Source organism: Paraburkholderia sp. BR14312 (assembly GCF_040948675.1).
Taxonomy (GTDB): Bacteria; Pseudomonadota; Gammaproteobacteria; order Burkholderiales; family Burkholderiaceae; genus Paraburkholderia; species Paraburkholderia nodosa_A.
The window spans coordinates 316,532-336,252 of the sequence record NZ_JBFPKI010000004.1; the positions used below are offsets into that span (position 1 = coordinate 316,532).

Below are 19,721 nucleotides of genomic sequence, written 5' to 3' on the forward strand. Positions count from 1 at the left end.
TTCTTGCCGTTGCGCGCGCAACGATGCGCGCGCAACGCGAAGAGAGGCTTACTCGAGGCCGGCCATGCCGCCAACCACCGCGTTGAAGCCGGAGTCGACGTGCATGATCTCGGCGGTCACGCCCGCTGCCAGATCGGAGAGCAGGAACGCGGCGGAATTGCCGACCTGCTCGATGGTCACGTTACGCTGCAGCGGGGCGTTCTGTGCGACGAAGTCGAGAATCTTGCCAAAGCCCTTGATACCGCTTGCCGCGAGCGTCTTGATCGGGCCGGCGGAGATGCCGTTCACGCGCACGCCTTGCGCACCGAGCGCCACCGCGAGATAACGCACGCTCGCTTCGAGTGCGGCTTTCGCGACGCCCATGGTGTTGTAGTTCGGGATCGCGCGCTCTGCGCCGAGATAGGTCAGCGTCAGCAGCGAAGCGTTCTGGGCGAGCATCGGCTTGGCGGCCTTGGCAAGCGCGGGGAAGCTGTATGCCGAAATGTCGTGCGCAATGCGGAAGTTCTCGCGCGTCATGCCGTCGAGGAAGTCACCCGCAATCGCCTCGCGCGGCGCGAAGCCGATCGAGTGGACGAGGCCGTCGAGCGTATCCCAGTGTTGCTTGAGGTCCGTGAAGAGCGCTTCGATTTGCGCGTCGTCGGCCACATCGCAGGGGAACACGAGGTCGCTGCCGAACTCCTGCGCGAACTCGGTGATACGGTCCTTGAAGCGGTCGCCGACGTATGTGAACGCCAGTTCCGCGCCTTCGCGCTTGCACGCCTGCGCGATGCCGTACGCGATCGAACGGTTCGACAGCAGGCCGGTCAACAGGATACGTTTGCCAGCGAGGAAGCCCATGAATTCTCCTAAATCAGGTCAATGCGCCAGCGCCTGTGGGGGCGGCGCCGCGTGGTTTGGGTAGAATTCTCTCACAACTGACAAGGCAGCCTGGACAATTACCGATCTATGACGACAGGAACGCGAGGCAGGACGGCGCTCGGCGCGCTTGGGGCAACCGTTCCTGCGGTTCGGTTCGCACTTGCCAAAAGGCTGGCGGCGATGTGTCTTGCGCTCGGATGCGGGCTGCTGGCCATGCCGAGCGCGCACGCGGTCTACGCCATTGCGCAGTACGGCGAGCCCAAATATCCGCAAGGATTCCCGCACTTCGACTACGTGAATCCGGATGCGCCCAAGGGCGGCACGCTCGTCCTCGCCAATCCCGACCGCCTCACGAGTTTCGACAAGTTCAACCCGTTCACGCTACGCGGCAACGCGGCCCCGGGGCTCGGCATGCTGTTGGAGAGCCTCACGACGGGGAGCCTCGACGAAGTGGCCTCGGCCTATGGTTTGCTCGCCGACGACATCCGCATCGCGCCCGACGCGCTTTCGGTGACCTTCCACATCAACCCGAAGGCGCGCTTCTCGAACGGCGACCCGGTGACTGCCGAAGACGTGAAGTTCTCGCTCGACACGCTCAAGAGCCGCCAGGCCGCGCCCTCCATGCAGGCGTATTTCAGCGAGATCACGCGCGCGGTGGTGGTCGATCCCGCGACGATCCGCTTCGAGTTCCGCAGTAACAACCGCGAGCTGCCGCTCATCGCGGGCGGCATGCCGGTGTTCTCGCACAAGTGGGGCTTGCGCCCGGACGGCAGCCGCGTCGCCTTCGATCAGCTCGCGTTCGAGCAGCCGATCGGCAGCGGCCCGTATGTGATCGACCGCTACTCGAACGGTCGCACGATCACCTACAAGCTCGACCCCAACTACTGGGGCAAGGACCTGCCGGTGCGCGTGGGCACCAACAACTTCGAGCGTGTTACCTACAAGCTCTATTCGGATGACGTGGCACGCCTCGAGGCCTTCAAGGCAGGCGAGTACGACGCGCTCGTCGAATACGTCGCGCGCAACTGGGTGCGGCGCGATGTCGGCAAGCGCTTCGACAGCGGCGAGCTCATCAAGCGCGAGTTCCCGCAGCACAACGGCACCGGCATGCAGGGCTTCGTCATGAATCTGCGCAGGCCCGTGTTCCAGGACGTGCGCGTGCGCCGCGCCCTCGATCTCGCGCTCGACTTCCCGTGGCTCAACCGCATGCTGTTCTATAGCCAGTACCGTCGCATCGACAGCTGGTTCGCGAACACGCAACTGCAGGCAAAGGGGCTGCCATCGCCTGGCGAACTTGCCTTGCTCGAGCCGTGGCGCAAGTCGCTCGATCCCGCCGTGTTCGGGCCGCCGCCCTCGCAGCCCGATACGACCCCGCCGGGCTCGCTGCGAGCAAATCTGCTCAAGGCGCGTGCGCTGCTCGCCGAAGCCGGCTGGACCTATCGCGACGGCGCGCTGCGCAACGCGAAGGGCGAGCCGTTCACGTTCGAGGTGCTCGACGACACGAGCGCTTCGGCGCAGTGGGCGCCGATCATGGCGCAGTACACGCAGGCGCTCAGGCGCCTTGGCATCCAGGTGAACTATCGCTCGGTCGATTTCGCGCTCTACCAGAAGCGGCTCGACGCCTTCGACTTCGACATGACGACCATCAAGTTCCCCGACGTCCAGGTGCCGGGCGCGGAGCAGGTCGATCGCTTCGGCAGCAAGGCCGCCGACGAGCCGGGCTCGGGCAATCTGCTGGGCCTGAAGTCGCCGGCCGTCGACGCGATCCTCAAGGCGCTCACGCGGGCGCAGACGCTCCAGCAACTGCTCGACGCCACGCATGCGCTCGACCGGGTGCTGATGCACGGCTACTATGTGGTGCCGCAGTGGTACAGCGCGACGCACCGGGTGGCGTTCAAGAACACGCTGGCCTATCCGGCGAAGTTGCCGCTGTACTATGGCGCGAACGACTGGATCATCTCGACGTGGTGGTTCAAGCCGCAGTCCGCGCCACAGGCGACGGGTCATTAACGACGGACACGACGGAAAGCATCGAAATCATGTGGAGCTACATCGTCAAACGCCTGCTGCTGATGATCCCGACGCTGCTCGGCGTGCTTACGCTGACCTTCGGCGTGATCCAGTTCGTGCCGGGCGGTCCCGTCGAACAGGCGGTGCGCGAATTGCGGCGGGGCGCGGAGCAGGGCATGCCGTTCGGCATGCGCGCGCATTCGGGCGTGGACGCGCAGCAGATCGCGCAGCTCAAGCAGCTTTACGGCTTCGACAAGCCGCCGCTGCAACGCTATTTCCTGATGCTCGGGCGCTTTGCGCGCTTCGATCTCGGACAGAGCTATTTCCATCACCAGAGCGTGTGGTCGCTGATCATTTCCAAGCTGCCGGTGTCGATCAGCATCGGCCTCTGGACCTTCTTTCTCACTTATCTGATATCGGTGCCGTTGGGCATCGCGAAGGCGGTGCGCAACGGCTCGCGGTTCGACCTCGTGACGAGTCTCGTCGTGCTCGTCGGTTACGCCATTCCGGGCTTCGTGCTGGGCGTGCTGTTGCTCGTGCTGTTCGGCGGCGGCTCGTTCCTGCAGCTTTTCCCGCTGCGCAATCTCACGTCTGACAACTGGGACACGCTCTCGCTCGGCGGCAAGATTCTCGACTATCTCTGGCACATCACGCTGCCCGTGACGGCGTCGGTCGTGGGCAGTTTCGCCGTCACGACCATGCTGACCAAGAACGCCTTTCTCGAAGAGATTCGCCGCCAATACGTGCTGACCGCGCGCGCGAAAGGGCTCTCGGAGCGCACCGTGCTCTGGAAGCACGTCTTTCGCAACGCGCTGCTGCCGCTCGTGGTGGGGTTCCCGGCGGCGTTCATCGGCGCGTTCTTCACCGGCAGCCTGCTGATCGAAACGCTTTTCTCGCTCGACGGGCTCGGCCTGCTTTCGTACGAATCCGTCGTGCGGCGCGACTATCCGGTCGTGCTCGGCACGCTGTACCTCTTCACGTTGATCGGACTGCTAACCAAACTGATTTCCGATCTGTGCTACGTGTGGGTCGATCCCCGCATCCAATTCGAACAACTGGAGCGCTGAGTTGAACCGAGTCCGCGCTGGCGCTGAACCCGAACTGCGTACCGAGAGCGTGCGCGCCTTCAAGTCGCCCACGCCCGCCCGTCGCGTGTGGCTGCGCTTCAAGCAGCAGCGCCTGGGCTACTGGAGCCTGATCGTGTTTCTTGTCGCGTTTGCGGCGAGTCTCGCGGGTCCGCTCTGGTGCAACGACAAGCCGCTTGTCGTGCGCTACGACGGGCACCTGTATTTCCCGCTGTTCAAGGACCATCCGGAAACCGCGTTCGGCGGCGATTTCCCGACGCCTGCCGACTACCTCGATCCGTACATTCGCCACCGCTTCGACGCGCCGGGCAACTTCGCGATCTATCCGCCGAATCCGTACTACTACGACACACTCAACTACTTCGCGAAAGTGCCGAACCCCGCGCCGCCGTCGCGCCAGAACTGGCTCGGCACCGACGAGAGCGGCCGCGACCTGTTCGCCCGCTTGCTGTACGGCTTTCGCGTGTCGGTGGAGTTCGCGCTCGTGCTGACTGCCATCGGCACGCTGCTCGGCGTGCTGGCGGGCGCGGTGCAAGGGTACTTCGGCGGCAAGGTCGATATCTTCGGACAGCGTCTCATCGAGATCTGGAGTTCGCTACCCGAGCTTTATCTGCTGATCATTTTCGCGGCGATCTTCGAGCCGGGCTTCGTGCTGCTGATCGTGCTGCTTTCGCTGTTCGGCTGGATCGGTTTGTCCGACTATGTGCGCGCGGAATTCCTGCGCAATCGCAACCAGGACTATGTGCTCGCCGCGCGCGCAATGGGCCTGTCGAACTGGCAGATCATCTGGCATCACGTGCTGCCCAACAGCCTCACGCCGGTCATCACGTTCCTGCCGTTTCGCATGAGCGGCGCGATTCTCGCACTCACGAGTCTCGACTTCCTGGGCCTTGGCGTGCCCGCACCCACGCCGAGCCTCGGCGAGTTGCTCGCACAGGGCAAGCGCAATCTCGACGCATGGTGGATCGCGCTCTCGACTTTCGGTGTGCTCGTGGCGACGCTGCTGCTGCTCACGTTCATCGGCGACGCGCTACGCAACGCGCTCGATACGCGTATTTCCGACGCCATGAAGGCCGGAGGCAACCAGTGAGCGCCGTGCCTCAGGACGCCGCCGCGCCGCTCCTCTCGATCGAGCACCTGAGCGTGCGCTTCGACGAGACGCTCGCCGTCGATGATGTCACGCTCGCGATCGGGCGCGGCGAGCGCGTGGCGCTCGTCGGCGAGTCGGGCTCGGGCAAGACCGTCACCGCGCTCGCGGTACTGCGCCTGCTGCAGGACGCGCAGATCAGTGGAAGCATCCGCCTCGACGGCGACGATCTGCTCGCGAAGAGCGAACGCGCGATGCGCGGTCTGCGCGGCAACGACGTCGCGATGATCTTCCAGGAACCGATGACGGCGCTCAATCCGCTCTACACGATCGGCGAACAGATCGCGGAAACCATCGTGCTGCACGACGGCGTCTCGAAGAAAGCGGCCTACGAGCAGGCGGTGGGACTGCTCGAGCGCACGGGCATTACCGAGGCGCGGCGGCGCGTGTCGAGTTATCCGCATCAGCTCTCGGGCGGCCAGCGCCAGCGCGTGATGATCGCGATGGCGCTCGCGTGCCGTCCGCGTCTGTTGCTCGCCGACGAGCCGACCACGGCGCTCGACGTGACGATCCGCGGCCAGATCGTCGATCTGCTGCTCGAGCTGCAGCGCGAGGAGGCGGCACGGCGCGGCATGTCGGTCTTGCTCATCACGCACGACCTGAACCTCGTGCGCCGCTTCGCGCAGCGCGTGGCCGTGATGGAGAAGGGCAGGCTCGTGGAGTCGGGCAGCGTCGAGCAGATTTTCGAGGCGCCGCAACATCCGTACACGCAACGGCTCATCGCGAGCCGTCCCGAGCGCCACGTGCTGCCCGTCCTGCCGATCGCGCCGGTTCTCCTGCAGGCGAAGGACGTGGTCGTCGACTTCGCAACGAAGTTGCCGGGTTTTCGCGGCTGGTGGCAAAAGGGGCGTTATCGCGCCGTGAACGACGCGAACCTTGCGGTGCGCCAGGGTGAGACGCTTGGCATCGTCGGCGAGTCCGGATCGGGAAAAACGACGCTTGCGATGGCGATGTTGGGGCTGCAGCGAACGGCGGGCGGTATCGTCGAGTTCCAGGGGCGGCCCATCGCGAGCTACACGGGCCGCGACAGGCTGTCGTTGCGCTCGCATCTGCAGGTTGTCTTTCAGGACCCGTTCAGTTCGCTTTCTCCGCGTCAAACCATCGAGCGCATCGTGGGGGAGGGGCTCGCGCTGCATCGGCCCGATCTTTCTATCGAGGAGCGGCGCAAGCGCGTTGTCGGCGTGCTGCGCGAAGTGGGCCTCGATCGCACCGCTTTGCACCGATACCCGCACGAGTTTTCGGGTGGCCAACGCCAGCGTATCGCCATCGCGCGCACGCTGGTGCTGGAGCCTCGCGTGATCGTGCTCGACGAACCGACCAGCGCGCTCGACGTGTCAATCCAGCAACAGGTGTTGAGATTGTTGACGGATTTGCAACGCAAGTACAACCTGGGCTACGTGTTCATCAGCCACGACCTGGCGGTGATCGGCGCAATGGCGCACCGGGTGGTGGTGATGCAGGACGGGGCGATCGTCGAGTCGGGAGAGGTCGCGAATCTCTTCGACAGACCCGCCCATCCTTACACCCGAAAATTGTTGAAAGCTGCATTCGATCGCTAGGCTTTGGCGGAACTTTAGAGCGAATTTCGGTGAAATTCACCAATGAGGTGAATGTCGCGATTGAATTTTTCTATTTGTTTTGACACACAAATACTTACTGGCTAGTATCGTCCAAACTTTTCCACTAACTCCCTGATTTACGGGCAATTTCTACCGACCAATGCAGCACCGATACTTGACCCAGGCTTGCACGCGCGTCGTCGCCGGGATGTTCATCGGCGTACTGATGGCCGCAGCTCCCGGCGCGTTCGCCGACGAAGTAAGCAGCTTTAGCCAGAATGCCTCATTTTCGCCGAGCAATTCGGCGAATCCGCAGTCCATCCCAGCAGTTCAGAACGCCCTCCAGAATGCCAACCAGGCGACCCCGGCGGCGGCTCCGGCCCCGACCGAAGGCGGCGCCAAGGCGTTCCTGTCCGGCATGGCCGGCAAAGCCGGCGACGTCGTTGTCGGCGCACTTAACATGATTGGTGTGCGTTACCGCTGGGGCGGCAACACGCCCGACTCCGGCCTCGACTGCAGCGGCTTCGTGCGCTACGTGTTCCAGGACACGCTCGGCATGTCGCTGCCGCGCCGCGCCGAGGAAATGAGCCGCGTGGGCGAGAAGGTCAGCATGAGCAACCTGAAGCCGGGCGACCTCGTGTTCTTCAACACGATGCGCCGCACGTTCTCCCACGTCGGCATCTACATCGGCGACAACAAGTTCGTGCATTCGCCGTCTACCGGCAGCACGATCCGCGTCGACGACCTCGACGACGGATACTGGGAAAAGCGCTTCACCGGTGCACGCCGCATCGAAACGTCGTTCACGGCGGATCAGCAGCAAAACCTCAAGCGCGTGAGCGCGCAGTTCGAGGGCAACGGCGGCAACTGATCGGGGTTTTGTAGCGAACAAAAAGCCTGCTTCTTGCGAAGCAGGCTTTTGCGTTTTTTGCGCCCGTGCGCCCGCTGAAGGGGCGCTCAGGTCAAGCGATCAGGCCGTCAGGCGCGCTGCAGCGAGCTTGCGCTCGAGTTCCGGCATAATGCGCGCCGCCGCTTCCTCGCCCGCGAGAATCGCCGCGTTGCGCTGAGTGAAGTCGCTGGACGACATCGCGTTGAGATTCGGGCGGATCACGATGTCGGCATACTTGTCGAGTTCGTAGGACTTGATCGTCTGGCCCATGATCGTGAAGGTCTGCATCAGCACGTCGAACTGGCTCAGCGTCGAGGCCGTTTCAGGGCGCGCCGAGATGTCCACGGCGATCACGAAGTCGGCGCCCATCTTGCGTGCGAACGAGGCCGGCACCGGGCTCACGAGGCCGCCGTCCACGTATTCGTGGCCCGCAATCTTCACCGGCTCGAAAATCGACGGAATGCTGCACGATGCGCGCACGGCAATGCCCGTGTTGCCGCGCTGGAACAGGATAGGCTGGCCCGTGCGCAGGTCGGTCGAGACGACGCCGAGCGGCTTCGCCATCTTCTCGATGGGCCGGTCGTGCAGCGTGGTGTTCAGATAGTTCTGGAGCGCCACGCCCTGCAGGAGGCCGCGCGTGCGAAACGGCATCGCCCAGTCGCTGATCGAGGCTTCGTCCATCGTCAGCGCGAGCTTGTTGAGCGCGAAACCGTTCATGCCCGAGGCGTAGAGCGCCGCGACGACTGAGCCCGCGCTCGTGCCGACCACGAAGTCGACTTGCACGTTGCGCGCCTCGAGCGCCTTGATCACGCCGATATGCGCAAAGCCACGCGCCGCGCCGCCGCCGAGCGCGAGGCCCACGCGAACCGGGCGCTGCGGCCTGGCGACGGGCGGCGGGGGCACGGTGGTGACGGGCGGCGGGACACTGGCGGTTTGCGTGCCCGCGGTCGTGCAGGCGGCCAGGACGGAGGAGGCGGCCGCAAGCGAAAAGTGCCGGCGGCTCAATGAGGGCGATGACTGCTTCAAGAAGGTTCTCCATGCGGTCCGCGTGCGTGTCCGGCAAGGAACGACGCGGTACCCCGGTCTGCTCGCGCGGGCGGCCGAGTAGCTGTGTTTGCGCGCGCGACGCCGCATCGTGGTGGCGGCGCGCCGACATCATAAGGCAAAGCGCGGCCGGTTTAGCAGGCGTGCATGTAACGCGATGTGACGCCAGATGACAACGCGCTCGACGGTTTGCGAGCGCATGCACGTTTGCATGAGAGAAACGGGCGCCCGCACGCGCACCCCGGGCCTCGCCCCCCAGGCCGAAGCGGTGCATGGCGGGTATAATCCCGTCTCTAATTTTCCGGATTCCCGTTCGTGTGCGCGAGGCTGCGCGCGCCCCCGGCGCTCCCGCGCTAGCCGCGCGGGCCGAACGCGCCGCGAACCCCGGCCGTCCGCCGCCGTCGCTGCTTTTGTTGCCAGCGCCGCGCTCCGGATGGCATCGTCTTCGAGTAATCGCCCATGACTACCTCTGTCGTCCGTACCCGCTTCGCGCCGAGCCCGACCGGCTTCATCCATCTCGGCAATATCCGTTCCGCGCTCTACCCGTGGGCGTTCGCGCGCCACAACAAGGGCGTCTTCGTGCTGCGGATCGAAGATACCGATCTCGAGCGTTCGACGTCGGAATCGGTCGATGCGATCCTCGAAGGCATGGAATGGCTCGGCCTGAATTTCGACGAAGGTCCGTTCTACCAGATGCAGCGCATGGACCGTTATCGCGAAGTGCTCAGGCAGATGCAGGAGCAGGGCCTCGTGTACCCGTGCTACATGTCGACCGAAGAGCTCGACGCGCTGCGCGAGCGTCAGCGCGCGGCCGGCGAGAAGCCGCGCTACGACGGCACGTGGCGCCCGGAGCCGGGCAAGGTGCTGCCCACGCCGCCGGCGGGGGTGCAGCCGGTGCTGCGCTTTCGCAACCCGCTCACGGGCGTGGTGGCATGGGACGACGCCGTCAAGGGCCGCGTGGAGATCTCGAACGAAGAGCTCGACGACCTCGTGATCGCGCGCCCGGACGGCACGCCGACCTACAACTTCTGCGTGGTCGTGGACGATCTCGACATGAAGATCACGCACGTGATTCGCGGCGACGATCACGTGAATAACACGCCGCGCCAGATCAACATCCTGCGCGCGCTCGGCGGCGAGCCGCCGGTCTACGCGCACCTGCCTACCGTGCTCAACGAGCAGGGCGAAAAGATGAGCAAGCGCCACGGCGCGATGAGCGTGATGGGTTATCGCGATGCGGGCTATCTGCCGGAAGCGGTCCTCAACTATCTCGCACGTCTGGGTTGGTCGCACGGCGACGCCGAAGTGTTCACGTGCGAGCAGTTCGTGGAGTGGTTCGATCTCGAGCATCTCGGCAAGTCGCCCGCGCAATACGACCACAACAAGCTCAACTGGCTCAACAACCACTACCTGAAGGAAGTGGACAACGCGCGCCTCGCCGCGCTCTCGAAGCCGTTCTTCGCTGCCCTCGGCGTGGACGAGGCGGCGCTCGCCAAGGGGCCGTCGCTCGAAGGCGTGGTCGCGCTTTTCAAGGACCGTGCGAACACGATCAAGGAGATCGCCGAGAGCGCGATGATGTTCTACCGCGAGCCGCAGCCGGAAGCCGAAGCGCTCGCACAGCACATCACGGAAGCCGTACGCCCCGCGCTCGCCGATCTCGTCGTCGCGCTCAAGGGCGCGGAGTGGACGAAGGAGGGCGTCTCGGCAGCGCTGAAGGCGACGCTTGCCACACACAAGCTCAAGATGCCCCAGCTCGCGATGCCGGCCCGCCTGCTCGTGGCAGGGACGACGCATACGCCTTCGGTCGAAGCGGTGCTCGTGCTGTTCGGCCGCGATGCGGTGGTGAGCCGCCTCGAGAAGGGCATTTCGGCTGCAAACTAAAAATTTTGAAGAATATTCGCCCGGACCCTAGCGCCCGGGCGGCAGTTCTTGTAGTATTCGGGCTCCGTTGAATACGGAGCGCGAGAGAGTCGCAAACAAGCGGCAAATAAGCAGCAAATCTCACGCAAAGAGCCGCAGAATCGGGCAACGATGTTTCAAGGAAACCTCGAAGCGCTTCAAAAAACGATTCAAAAGCTCTTGACGAAAGCGAAATTGATGTTTAAAATCTCGCTTCTGTTCTGCAAGGGGGTATAGCTCAGCTGGGAGAGCGCTTGCATGGCATGCAAGAGGTCAGCGGTTCGATCCCGCTTACCTCCACCAACAGAACATGCAGTAAGCAGTAGAGTGCGGTAAAGGCATTATCTGAAAAGATCATGTCCCCTTCGTCTAGAGGCCTAGGACATCACCCTTTCACGGTGAGTACAGGGGTTCGAATCCCCTAGGGGACGCCAGACATGAGCGTCGTCAATGAGATTGGCGTAGCATCAGGTGGAAATCAACCGACATCCATCTGACTGTGTCGAACTGGAGCGGTAGTTCAGTCGGTTAGAATACCGGCCTGTCACGCCGGGGGTCGCGGGTTCGAGTCCCGTCCGCTCCGCCAGATCGAGCCCGTTCAGAAACTGTGAGCGGGCTTTTTAGTTAAAGTGACGATTACAGGCGAAAGCCCGTGTTGTCCCCTTCGTCTAGAGGCCTAGGACATCACCCTTTCACGGTGAGTACAGGGGTTCGAATCCCCTAGGGGACGCCAAATCAAAATGCGGCGCCAAAGAAGTAGCACTGCGAGCGAGCAGTGTGGCGACGCCGCCAGCGGGAATCGACCGACGCCCGCCGGTGTGAGCAGTAAGCTGGAGCGGTAGTTCAGTCGGTTAGAATACCGGCCTGTCACGCCGGGGGTCGCGGGTTCGAGTCCCGTCCGCTCCGCCAGTTTCAAAGCTGTTCCGTCGTTGCTTCGGCAATGGCGAACCGCTGCAGTTCAAAGGTGTAAGCCTGCGCTTATACCCGTGTTGTCCCCTTCGTCTAGAGGCCTAGGACATCACCCTTTCACGGTGAGTACAGGGGTTCGAATCCCCTAGGGGACGCCAAATCAAAATGCGGCGCCAAAGAGTCATGCGGCGACGCCGCCAGCGGGAATCGACCGACGCCCGCCGGTGAGCAGCAAGCTGGAGCGGTAGTTCAGTCGGTTAGAATACCGGCCTGTCACGCCGGGGGTCGCGGGTTCGAGTCCCGTCCGCTCCGCCAGAACGAAGCCCGTTGGATACGTCCAACGGGCTTTTTCTTTTTCCACAGACGTTTCTCGCGCTTCCATCCCCATCCTTCATTTCGTTTGCCGTACGGACAATCTGCGATTGCCGGCGGCCGCGCGTTATCGTAGCGTTGTCGAAACCTGGTTTCCTCGCTTGCCGACATGTTCGCACCGAACGACATCCCGTCGCCGTTTCAGCTGCGCCGCGCCACCATGGACGATTTCGAGTTCGCGGAGACGCTCACGCGCAATAACATGGGTGGCTACTATCTGCGGCATCACCTCGTCTGGCGCGGCGATCTCTTTCTGGCGAGCTATCGCGAGTCGGAGAACTTCATTCTCGAACTCGATGGCGAGGCGATTGGCGTGCTGCGCGTGACGCAGGAGGGCGACTCGCTGCACATTCGCGATGTGCAGATCGCCCAGGGGTATCGCGGCAATGGCGCCGGCACGTTCCTGCTCGATATCTCGCACCAGTGGGCCCGCGAGCGCGGCCTGCGCGAGCTGCAACTGCGCGTGTTCGTCGACAATCCGGCCGCGCGACTTTACTTGCGCATGGGTTATCGCGTGGCGGGTCCGAGGCTTGCGCGCCTGGGCTCGATTCGCCATATGACGCGGCTCGTCTGAGCCTGGCCGCTTTCCCACTTAACGCGTGTCGTCGTCGCGCCCGGCGGCCACGGAATCTTCCGGTTCGTCCGCATCGCGGTCACCCGTGCCGCGCGCGATGAAGGCGCGCGGGCTCTCGCCGAAGGCACGGCGAAACATCGCCGAAAACGCACTCTGGCTCCGGTAGCCGAGTTCCTGCGCCACGACGGCCATCGGGCGTCCCTGATTGAGCAGCGGGATCGCGCGCGCGAGAATCGCCTGCTGGCGCCACTGCGAAAAGCTCACCCCCAGTTCCTGCCGGAAGAGCCGCGCGATCGTGCGCGTGCTCGCGCCCACGTGTGCGGCCCAGTATTCGAGCGAGCCGGGTCCCGCCGGATCGGCGATCAGCGCTTCGCATAACGCGCGCAGGCGCTTTTCGTCGGGCATCGGCACGTCGAGCGGCAGCGGCGCCGAGCGCGTGATCTCGTCGAGCGCCAGCGCGCCGAGCAGGCGCTCACGCGCGGTGGGAATGCCGCGCTCGTCGAGTGCTGCGATCGTCTCGCGCAGCAGGCCTGAGACTTCGACCACGCGACACGCGTCGAGGCCGGGCGGAATCACCGATTCGTCTACGTAGAGCGTGCGCAGGAACGCGTCCTCGACGATCGCCACTTCGTGTGTGATGTGAGGCGGCACCCAGATCGCGCGCGAGGGCGGCACCATCCACGTCGTGCCGGGCGTCGCCATACGCAGCACGCCGCGCGACGAGTAGGCAAGCTGCGCCCACGCATGCGTGTGCTGCGCGATGCACACACCCGACGGCATGGGACGCGAGCGTACGCGGATCGGATGCGTGGGCGTCGGCGCGAACTCGGGCGGGATATCGACGAGTTCGGCGCGCGGCAGCGAATCGTTGCGTGCATCGCTGGATGCGAAGCGGGGCAGATCCTCGGGCATGACGGGCAGGGCGACGGGTTTGGCAACTGTGCGCCCATTGTAGACGTCTCGCGCTCGAGGGCCTTGACCGCACGCCATTCGCGGCCGGGCATAATGTGGACGAATCGACAGCGTGCTCGTGTGGCGCGAGCCGCCCTGAAGGAGAGAAAAGCCATGAAATACGTGTTCGTCTACGGCACGCTGCGCGCGGGCGAGATCAACGACATCAACCTCGCGGCCGATCGCAACGCGATCGCGCGCCCGCGTCACCTCGGTCTCGCCACGCTCGCCGGCCGGCTCTTCGACTTCGGCAGTTATCCCGGGATGGTGGCCGGGTCGGCGAATGCGCAATCGACGGTCGTCGGCGACGTCTACGAGATTGACGACGCGCTCCTCGCCGTGCTCGACGAAATCGAGCAGGTGTATCCGGGCGTCGACAACTTGTTCGTTTCGCAGGAAGTGGATATCGAGGTGCAGGGCGAACGCATCGCTTGCCTCTACTATCCGGTCGCGTCGGCCGCCATTGCCGGACGCCCCGAGATCGCAGGCGGCGACTGGGTCGCGCATCGGCGCGGGCGCTGACAACTCAAGACGCGGCGCGTGAAAACACCAAGGCCCGGCGGGCTCACACCCGCCGGGCCTTATTCGTCGGCGATTCGTTAGACGTACCGAACGATTAGATCTCTTCGTACAGCGGCAGCGTCAGGAACTCGACGAAGCTTTCCGACGTCGACATCTGTTCGAAGATCTGCGCTGCGCGCTCATACGGCTTCGTGTCGCCGCCGACCGACGCCTTCACCTTGTCCAGCTCCTGCGGGATCAGTTCGCGCACGAGTTCGGCCGTGACCTTGCGGCCGTCTTCGAGCTTGCCCTTGGGCGAGCGGATCCACTGCCACACCTGCGAGCGCGAGATTTCGGCGGTCGCGGCGTCTTCCATCAGGTTGTGGATCGGCACGCAGCCATTGCCCGCGAGCCACGAGCCGAGGTAGTGGATGCCCACGTTGATGTTGTTGCGCAGGCCCGTCTCGGTGATCGGCGCTTCCGGACGGAAGTCGAGCAGATCCTTGCCCGTGACGTTCACGTCCGCGCGCTGCTTGCCGATCTGGTTCGGCTTGTCGCCGAGCACCTTCACGAACTCTTCCATCGCGATGGGCACGAGGCCCGGGTGCGCAACCCAGCCGCCGTCGTAGCCATCGGTCGCGTCACGCGCCTTGTCCGAACGCACGCCGCCCATGGCCTTGTCGTTGGCGGCCGCGTCGTTCTTGATCGGGATGAGTGCGCTCATGCCGCCGATCGCCGGTGCGTTGCGCTTATGGCAGGTCTTGAGCAGTTCGAGCGCGTAGGCGCGCATGAACGGCACAGTCATCGTGATCTGCGCGCGGTCGGCAAGACAGAAGTCCTTGTCGTTCTTGAACTTCTTGATCGCCGAGAAGATGTAGTCCCAGCGGCCGGCGTTCAGGCCCGAGCTGTGCTCGCGCAGTTCATAGAGGATTTCGTCCATCTCGAACGCGGCGAGGATCGTCTCGACCAGCACCGTCGCCCGGATCGTGCCGCGCGGGATGCCCACACCTTCCTGCGCCGCGACGAAGATGTCGTTCCACAGACGCGCTTCGAGGTGGCTTTCCATCTTCGGCAGATAGAAGTACGGGCCGCTGCCGCGCGAAATCAGTTCCTTCGCGTTGTGGAAGAGATAGAGCGCGAAGTCGAAGATGCCGCCCGACACACGCTGACCGTCCACCGTCACGTGCTTCTCGTCGAGGTGCCAGCCGCGCGGACGCACGATCAGCGTGGCGGTCTTGTCGTTGAGCTGGTAGGTCTTGCCGTTCTGTTCGAGCGAAATCGTGCGGCGCACTGCGTCCTTCAGGTTGAGCTGGCCGACGATCTGGTTTTCCCAGTTCGGCGCGTTCGAGTCCTCGAAGTCAGTCATGTACGAGTCGGCGCCCGAGTTCAGCGCGTTGATGATCATCTTGCGCTCGACCGGGCCCGTGATTTCCACGCGGCGGCATTCGAGATCCTTCGGCAGCGCCGCGATCTTCCAGTCGCCTTCGCGGATCGATTTCGTGTCGGCAAGAAAGTCGGGGCGCTCGCCGGCGTCGAGGCGCTTGGTGCGCTCGACGCGTGCCTTCAGCAGTTCCTGGCGGCGCGGCTCGAATGCGCGGTGCAGCTTCGCGACGAGTTCGAGCGCTTCGGGCGTGAGGATCGTTTCGAAGCCGGGCCGGATGTCAGCCGTGATCTGCATGCCTTGCGGCAGTTGCAACGTGTTCGCCATTTGCTTGCTCCTTGGTCGGTCAGATTGTGAATGTGTGGTTGTTGTGGCTGCGGCGAGCGGCGTGTCTGTCACGCGCCCGGGCTGGGGCGAGGGCGGCTTTGCGGCTCGGGCGCAGCGGTTTCGAGAAAGGCGGCGAGTTCTGTCATGCCGCTGCCGGTGCCATGCGGCGCCACGCCGAGCTCTTCGGCGGGCAAGCGCTGGCGATTGATCCAGAACGTGGTGTAGCCGAACCAGCCGGCGCCCGCGGCGTCCCAGCCGTTCGACGACACGAACACGAGGTCGCGTGGCGCGGCGTCGAAGGCGGCCGAGCCGAGCGCATACGCGGCGGCGGCCGGCTTGTAGGCGCGCACGGCATCGACCGACAGCACGTGGTCGAAGAGGCCGCTCATGCCGGCGCTCTTCACCGCGATGTCGAGCATCTGCGGGTTGCCATTCGAGAGGATCGCCAGGCCCATGCGCGTGCCGTCTTCGCGTGGCTCACGCAGGCGGCGCAGCACGGGCAGCACGTCGGGGAAAGCCGACAGGCAGGCGTATTCGTCCATGAGACGCTTTTCGCCCGCGCCCGTGAGCGACAGGTTCAGGCGGCGCGCGGCGTAGCGCAGGGCGTCGAGCGTGATGTCCCAGAACGGGCGATAGCGCGCGCCGGCCGGGTCGGAGAGCGTGCGCAACTGCGTGTACTCGATCTGCTTCAGGCGCCACAGCTGCGAGAGCGCCTCGCCCTGGCCGGGGAACATCTGCTCGGCGGCAGCGACGACCGAATGCACGTCGAAAAGCGTGCCGTACGCGTCGAAAACAACTGCCTTGGGAAATCGTGTCGTTGAGGGTGTCGTTGTGGCCGACATAGCCTTGCACTCCATCTTCAGAGGTCGAGGTCGATTGTATTCATGAGTCGTATCACTGAAAAAGACGGGATTGATCACTTGATCTTTTACTTTTACCCACCTAATCTGTCGACCTGCCTTCTCTTTTCCACTGTTTCTGTCGCCCAGTGCGCGCAGCCTCCACCGATGGACCGCTTCAAACAGATCGAGACTTTCGTCACCGTGGCCGCCAAGGGTAGCCTGTCCGCCGCCGCCCAGGCCGAGGGCGTGGCGCCCGCCATCATCGGCCGGCGCATCGATGCGCTGGAAGAGCGCCTCGGCGTGAAACTGCTCGTGCGCACCACGCGGCGCATTACGCTCACGTTCGAAGGATCGGCGTTTCTCGAGGACTGCCAGCGCATCATTCACGACATGCAGAACGCCGAGGCGAGTGTGTCCGAGGGCGGCGTGAAGGCGAGCGGGCACCTGCGCGTGTCCGCGCCGGCTGGTTTTGGGCGTCGCCATGTCGCGCCGCTCGTGCCCGATTTCACGGTTGCGCATCCGGACGTGAGCATCGCGCTCGATCTTTCGGACCGGCTCGTCGATCTCGTCAACGAAGGTTTCGACTGCGCCGTGCGCCTCGGCGAATTGCCCGATTCGTCTCTCGTGTCGCTCAAGCTCGGCGAGAACCGCCGCGTGTGCGTGGCGGCGCCCGCGTATCTGTCGCGCCGCGGCGAGCCCGAAACGCCCGCCGACCTCGCGCGCCATAACTGTCTCGCTTTCGGCGCGAGCCTGAACCAGCAGCGCGGCTGGGCGTTCCAGCAGGACGGCAAAGTGGTGTCGATCCGCGTGGCGGGCACGATGGAATGCTCGGACGGCGCCGTGCTGCATGAGTGGTGTCTCGCGGGCCACGGTCTGGCGTGGCGCTCGTGGTGGGAAGTCGGCGAGGACATCGCGGCGGGCCGGCTCGTGAGCGTGCTCGACGCATTCGCCGCGCCGCCCATCGGCATTCACGCCGTGTTTCCGCAGCGCCGCCATCTGCCGCTGCGCGTGCGCCTCTTTCTCGACTATCTCAAGCATACCTACGGTCAACCCGGTTACTGGGGATAGGGCGCAGTGCGCGTTTCCGATATCCGGGATGACCCGCACGCATGGCTTGCAGCGATTTATCGCGCACTACAATCGACCCTGAGGGCCCAGGCGCTCGCCCGCGCGAGACGCCTGCTGAGTCTTTGCCCCCCGTTTCGAACCTTGACTTTGATTCTAGCCTTGCCCGTAATCCGATAGACCACGGAGGGCGCCATGTTCAAGCACATCCTCGTTCCGACGGACGGCTCGGAACTGTCGAAGAAAGCGATCAACGGCGCGATCGATCTCGCGCGCACAGTGGGCGCGCGCGTCACGGCCTACGCATGCCTGCCGCAATATCCGTACTCGCCTTACGCCGACGTGGTGATCGAACCGCCCGGTGACTTCCAGACGCGCAGTGAGCGAGAGGCGCGAGTGCATCTGGACGAAATCGAGGCGGCGGCGCGTAGCGCGGGCGTGGTCTGCGACAGCCGCACGAGCGTGCATCCCTCGCCGTATCTCGGCATCATCGAAGCCGCCGAAGCGGGCGGCTGCGATGTCATCTTCATGGCCTCGCACGGGCGTCGCGGGCTGGGCAGCCTGCTGATCGGCAGCGAGACGCAGCGCGTGCTTACGCATACGAAGATTCCGGTGATCGTTTATCGCTAGCTGGCGCTTTTCCAGGTTTCGCGATGAAGCACGAGGCCATGCTCGCCCGCTGCGTTGGCTGAGCGAGCCACGGGCCGGATTCTGTCCAGCACGCGCGGCCGGTGTCCTCGACCGCTTCCTCCCTGAACGCCCTGCGGCATGCGCTCGTGCCGCGTCGCCAGGCGGCCGGCGCGCCCCGCCAAGGTACGCGTGCCGGCCGCCTGTTCGAGCGCGGCGGCTCGTGCCGCCGTTGCTGCCGGTGGTCTTACGCCACCTTCTTGTCGAAGAACTGTTCGTCTTCCGTCGAGCCGTGCAGCGCCGTGGTCGACGCTTCGCGCTCGACCGTCTGCGTCACGGCGTCGAAGTAGCCGGTGCCCACTTCGCGCTGATGCTTCACGGCGGTGAAGCCCTTCTCGGCGGCGGCGAACTCCGCCTGCTGGAGTTCCACGAACGCGCTCATGTTCTGGCGTGCGTAGCCGTGCGCAAGGTTGAACATCGAGTAGTTGAGCGAGTGGAAGCCCGCGAGCGTGATGAACTGGAATTTGTAGCCCATGGCGCCCAGCTCGCGCTGGAAGCGGGCGATCGTCGCGTCGTCGAGGTTCTTCTTCCAGTTGAACGACGGCGAGCAGTTGTACGAGAGCAGCTTGCCCGGGAACTGCTTGTGGATCGCTTCCGCGAACTTCTTCGCGAACTCCAGATCCGGCTTGCCCGTTTCGCACCAGATCATGTCGGCGTACGGCGCGTAGGCGAGACCGCGCGAGATGGCCTGCTCGAGGCCGTTCTTCGTGCGGAAGAAGCCTTCGACGGTGCGCTCGCCGGTGAGGAACGGGCGGTCGTTATCGTCGATGTCCGAGGTCACGAGGTCGGCGGCTTCCGCGTCGGTGCGGGCGAGCAGCACGGTCGGCACGCCGCAGACGTCGGCGGCCAGACGCGCGGCCGTGAGCTTCGCGACGTTCTCGCGCGTCGGCACGAGCACCTTGCCGCCCATGTGGCCGCACTTCTTCACCGAGGCGAGCTGGTCTTCGAAGTGCACGCCCGCGGCGCCCGCTTCGATCATCGCCTTCATCAGTTCGAACGCGTTGAGCACGCCGCCGAAGCCGGCTTCTGCGTCGGCCACGATCGGCTGGAAGTAATCCACGTAGCCTTCGTCGCCGGGATTCTTGCCTTCGGACCACTGGATCTGGTCGGCGCGCGTGAGCGTGTTGTTGATGCGCTTGACCACCTGCGGCACCGAGTTGGCCGGGTAGAGCGACTGGTCCGGGTACATTTCGCCGGCGAGGTTGGCGTCGCCCGCGACCTGCCAGCCCGAGAGATAGATCGCCTTGAGACCGGCCTTCACTTGCTGCATGGCCTGGTTGCCCGTGAGCGCGCCCAGTGCGTTGATGAACGGCTCGGTGTTCACGCCTTTCCAGAGCTTTTCGGCGCCGTGCTTCGCGAGCGTGTGCTCCGGCTGGAGCGAGCCGCGCAGGCGCACCACGTCTTCCGCCGTGTAGTTGCGCTTGATGCCCTTCCAGCGCGGATCGGTTTCCCATTGCTGTTGGAGTTGCTGAGCTTGCTGTTGACGAGTCGACATGGTGGGCTCCTTCGTTTGCCTGATAAGGGGATCGCTGAAACGAAACTGCTGAACCGCTGAATCGCGAAACGCAAGCGCCGGTGTTCTGGTGTTTCGTTTCGCGAACTCTTATATAAGAGTCTAGGC

At 64.4% G+C, this 19,721-nt stretch carries 16 protein-coding genes and 7 tRNA genes; 17 read left to right on the forward strand and 6 right to left on the reverse strand.

Annotation, left to right across the window (positions count from 1 at the left end):
* Window positions 1-48: 48 nt before the first annotated feature.
* Window positions 49-837, reverse strand: a complete 789-nt coding sequence (gene fabI, locus AB3X98_RS13515; protein WP_254339172.1) for an enoyl-ACP reductase FabI — start codon at window positions 835-837, stop codon at window positions 49-51.
* Between the two features lie 201 nt (window positions 838-1,038).
* On the opposite strand from fabI, the gene AB3X98_RS13520 reads away from it, so the two are divergent.
* From AB3X98_RS13520 to AB3X98_RS13540, 5 genes are all read left to right on the forward strand, one after another.
* A complete protein-coding gene (locus tag AB3X98_RS13520; RefSeq protein WP_368605048.1) occupies window positions 1,039-2,868 on the forward strand; it encodes an extracellular solute-binding protein in 1,830 nt (609 codons plus the stop codon).
* 29 nt (window positions 2,869-2,897) lie between these two features.
* The gene (locus AB3X98_RS13525; protein ID WP_028204101.1) at window positions 2,898-3,935 is read left to right on the forward strand and encodes a microcin C ABC transporter permease YejB; all 1,038 of its coding nucleotides are present in this window, start codon (window positions 2,898-2,900) and stop codon (window positions 3,933-3,935) included.
* Window positions 3,936-3,969: 34 nt separating this feature from the next.
* Window positions 3,970-5,043 (forward strand): ABC transporter permease, encoded by a 1,074-nt coding sequence (locus AB3X98_RS13530; protein ID WP_368605066.1) that lies wholly within the window; start codon window positions 3,970-3,972, stop codon window positions 5,041-5,043.
* Entirely contained in the window at window positions 5,040-6,659 is a 1,620-nt protein-coding gene (locus AB3X98_RS13535) for an ABC transporter ATP-binding protein (RefSeq protein ID WP_368605049.1), read from the forward strand. The genes AB3X98_RS13530 and AB3X98_RS13535 overlap by 4 nt, the downstream gene beginning before the upstream one ends.
* A 160-nt stretch (window positions 6,660-6,819) precedes the next feature.
* Window positions 6,820-7,530, forward strand: coding sequence for a C40 family peptidase (locus AB3X98_RS13540; RefSeq protein WP_342945859.1), 711 nt, complete (start codon window positions 6,820-6,822; stop codon window positions 7,528-7,530).
* 99 nt (window positions 7,531-7,629) lie between these two features.
* Here the strand turns inward: AB3X98_RS13540 and AB3X98_RS13545 are convergent, their stop codons facing one another.
* Window positions 7,630-8,574, reverse strand: a complete 945-nt coding sequence (locus AB3X98_RS13545; RefSeq protein WP_368605051.1) for a patatin-like phospholipase family protein — start codon at window positions 8,572-8,574, stop codon at window positions 7,630-7,632.
* 477 nt (window positions 8,575-9,051) lie between these two features.
* Between AB3X98_RS13545 and gltX the strand changes: the two genes are divergently transcribed.
* The 9 genes from gltX (at window position 9,052) to AB3X98_RS13590 (ending at window position 12,346) form a co-directional block, all read left to right on the forward strand.
* Window positions 9,052-10,473: a glutamate--tRNA ligase gene (gene gltX / locus AB3X98_RS13550; protein WP_368605052.1), complete on the forward strand. Its 1,422-nt coding sequence runs from the start codon at window positions 9,052-9,054 to the stop codon at window positions 10,471-10,473.
* A 245-nt stretch (window positions 10,474-10,718) separates the two neighbouring features.
* A tRNA-Ala gene (locus AB3X98_RS13555) sits at window positions 10,719-10,794 on the forward strand.
* A gap of 55 nt (window positions 10,795-10,849) precedes the next feature.
* A tRNA-Glu gene (locus AB3X98_RS13560) sits at window positions 10,850-10,925 on the forward strand.
* Window positions 10,926-11,000: 75 nt separating this feature from the next.
* Window positions 11,001-11,077, forward strand: a tRNA-Asp gene (locus tag AB3X98_RS13565).
* A 71-nt stretch (window positions 11,078-11,148) separates the two neighbouring features.
* Window positions 11,149-11,224: transfer RNA gene (locus AB3X98_RS13570), tRNA-Glu, on the forward strand.
* A 99-nt stretch (window positions 11,225-11,323) separates the two neighbouring features.
* Window positions 11,324-11,400: transfer RNA gene (locus AB3X98_RS13575), tRNA-Asp, on the forward strand.
* Between the two features lie 82 nt (window positions 11,401-11,482).
* A tRNA-Glu gene (locus AB3X98_RS13580) sits at window positions 11,483-11,558 on the forward strand.
* Window positions 11,559-11,638: 80 nt separating this feature from the next.
* Window positions 11,639-11,715, forward strand: a tRNA-Asp gene (locus AB3X98_RS13585).
* A 166-nt stretch (window positions 11,716-11,881) separates the two neighbouring features.
* A complete protein-coding gene (locus AB3X98_RS13590) occupies window positions 11,882-12,346 on the forward strand; it encodes a GNAT family N-acetyltransferase (protein ID WP_028204095.1) in 465 nt (154 codons plus the stop codon).
* A gap of 18 nt (window positions 12,347-12,364) precedes the next feature.
* On the opposite strand, the gene AB3X98_RS13595 is transcribed toward AB3X98_RS13590, so the two are convergent.
* On the reverse strand, window positions 12,365-13,258 hold the full coding sequence (locus tag AB3X98_RS13595) for a helix-turn-helix domain-containing protein (protein WP_368605053.1): 894 nt from the start codon (window positions 13,256-13,258) through the stop codon (window positions 12,365-12,367).
* Window positions 13,259-13,411: 153 nt separating this feature from the next.
* On the opposite strand from AB3X98_RS13595, the gene AB3X98_RS13600 reads away from it, so the two are divergent.
* Complete coding sequence (locus AB3X98_RS13600; protein WP_069265589.1) at window positions 13,412-13,819, forward strand: gamma-glutamylcyclotransferase; 408 nt, start codon at window positions 13,412-13,414, stop codon at window positions 13,817-13,819.
* Window positions 13,820-13,913: 94 nt separating this feature from the next.
* On the opposite strand, the gene aceB is transcribed toward AB3X98_RS13600, so the two are convergent.
* Together aceB and AB3X98_RS13610 are read right to left on the reverse strand one after the other, a co-directional pair.
* Window positions 13,914-15,506 (reverse strand): malate synthase A, encoded by a 1,593-nt coding sequence (aceB, locus tag AB3X98_RS13605; protein ID WP_368605054.1) that lies wholly within the window; start codon window positions 15,504-15,506, stop codon window positions 13,914-13,916.
* A 68-nt stretch (window positions 15,507-15,574) separates the two neighbouring features.
* Complete coding sequence (locus tag AB3X98_RS13610; protein ID WP_368605055.1) at window positions 15,575-16,348, reverse strand: haloacid dehalogenase type II; 774 nt, start codon at window positions 16,346-16,348, stop codon at window positions 15,575-15,577.
* A gap of 165 nt (window positions 16,349-16,513) precedes the next feature.
* Between AB3X98_RS13610 and AB3X98_RS13615 the strand changes: the two genes are divergently transcribed.
* The gene (locus tag AB3X98_RS13615) at window positions 16,514-17,416 is read left to right on the forward strand and encodes a LysR family transcriptional regulator (protein ID WP_069265592.1); all 903 of its coding nucleotides are present in this window, start codon (window positions 16,514-16,516) and stop codon (window positions 17,414-17,416) included.
* A 192-nt stretch (window positions 17,417-17,608) separates the two neighbouring features.
* Complete coding sequence (locus AB3X98_RS13620; protein ID WP_069265593.1) at window positions 17,609-18,043, forward strand: universal stress protein; 435 nt, start codon at window positions 17,609-17,611, stop codon at window positions 18,041-18,043.
* Window positions 18,044-18,287: 244 nt separating this feature from the next.
* On the opposite strand, the gene aceA is transcribed toward AB3X98_RS13620, so the two are convergent.
* Window positions 18,288-19,595, reverse strand: a complete 1,308-nt coding sequence (gene aceA, locus AB3X98_RS13625) for an isocitrate lyase (RefSeq protein WP_342945852.1) — start codon at window positions 19,593-19,595, stop codon at window positions 18,288-18,290.
* Window positions 19,596-19,721 lie beyond the last annotated feature (126 nt).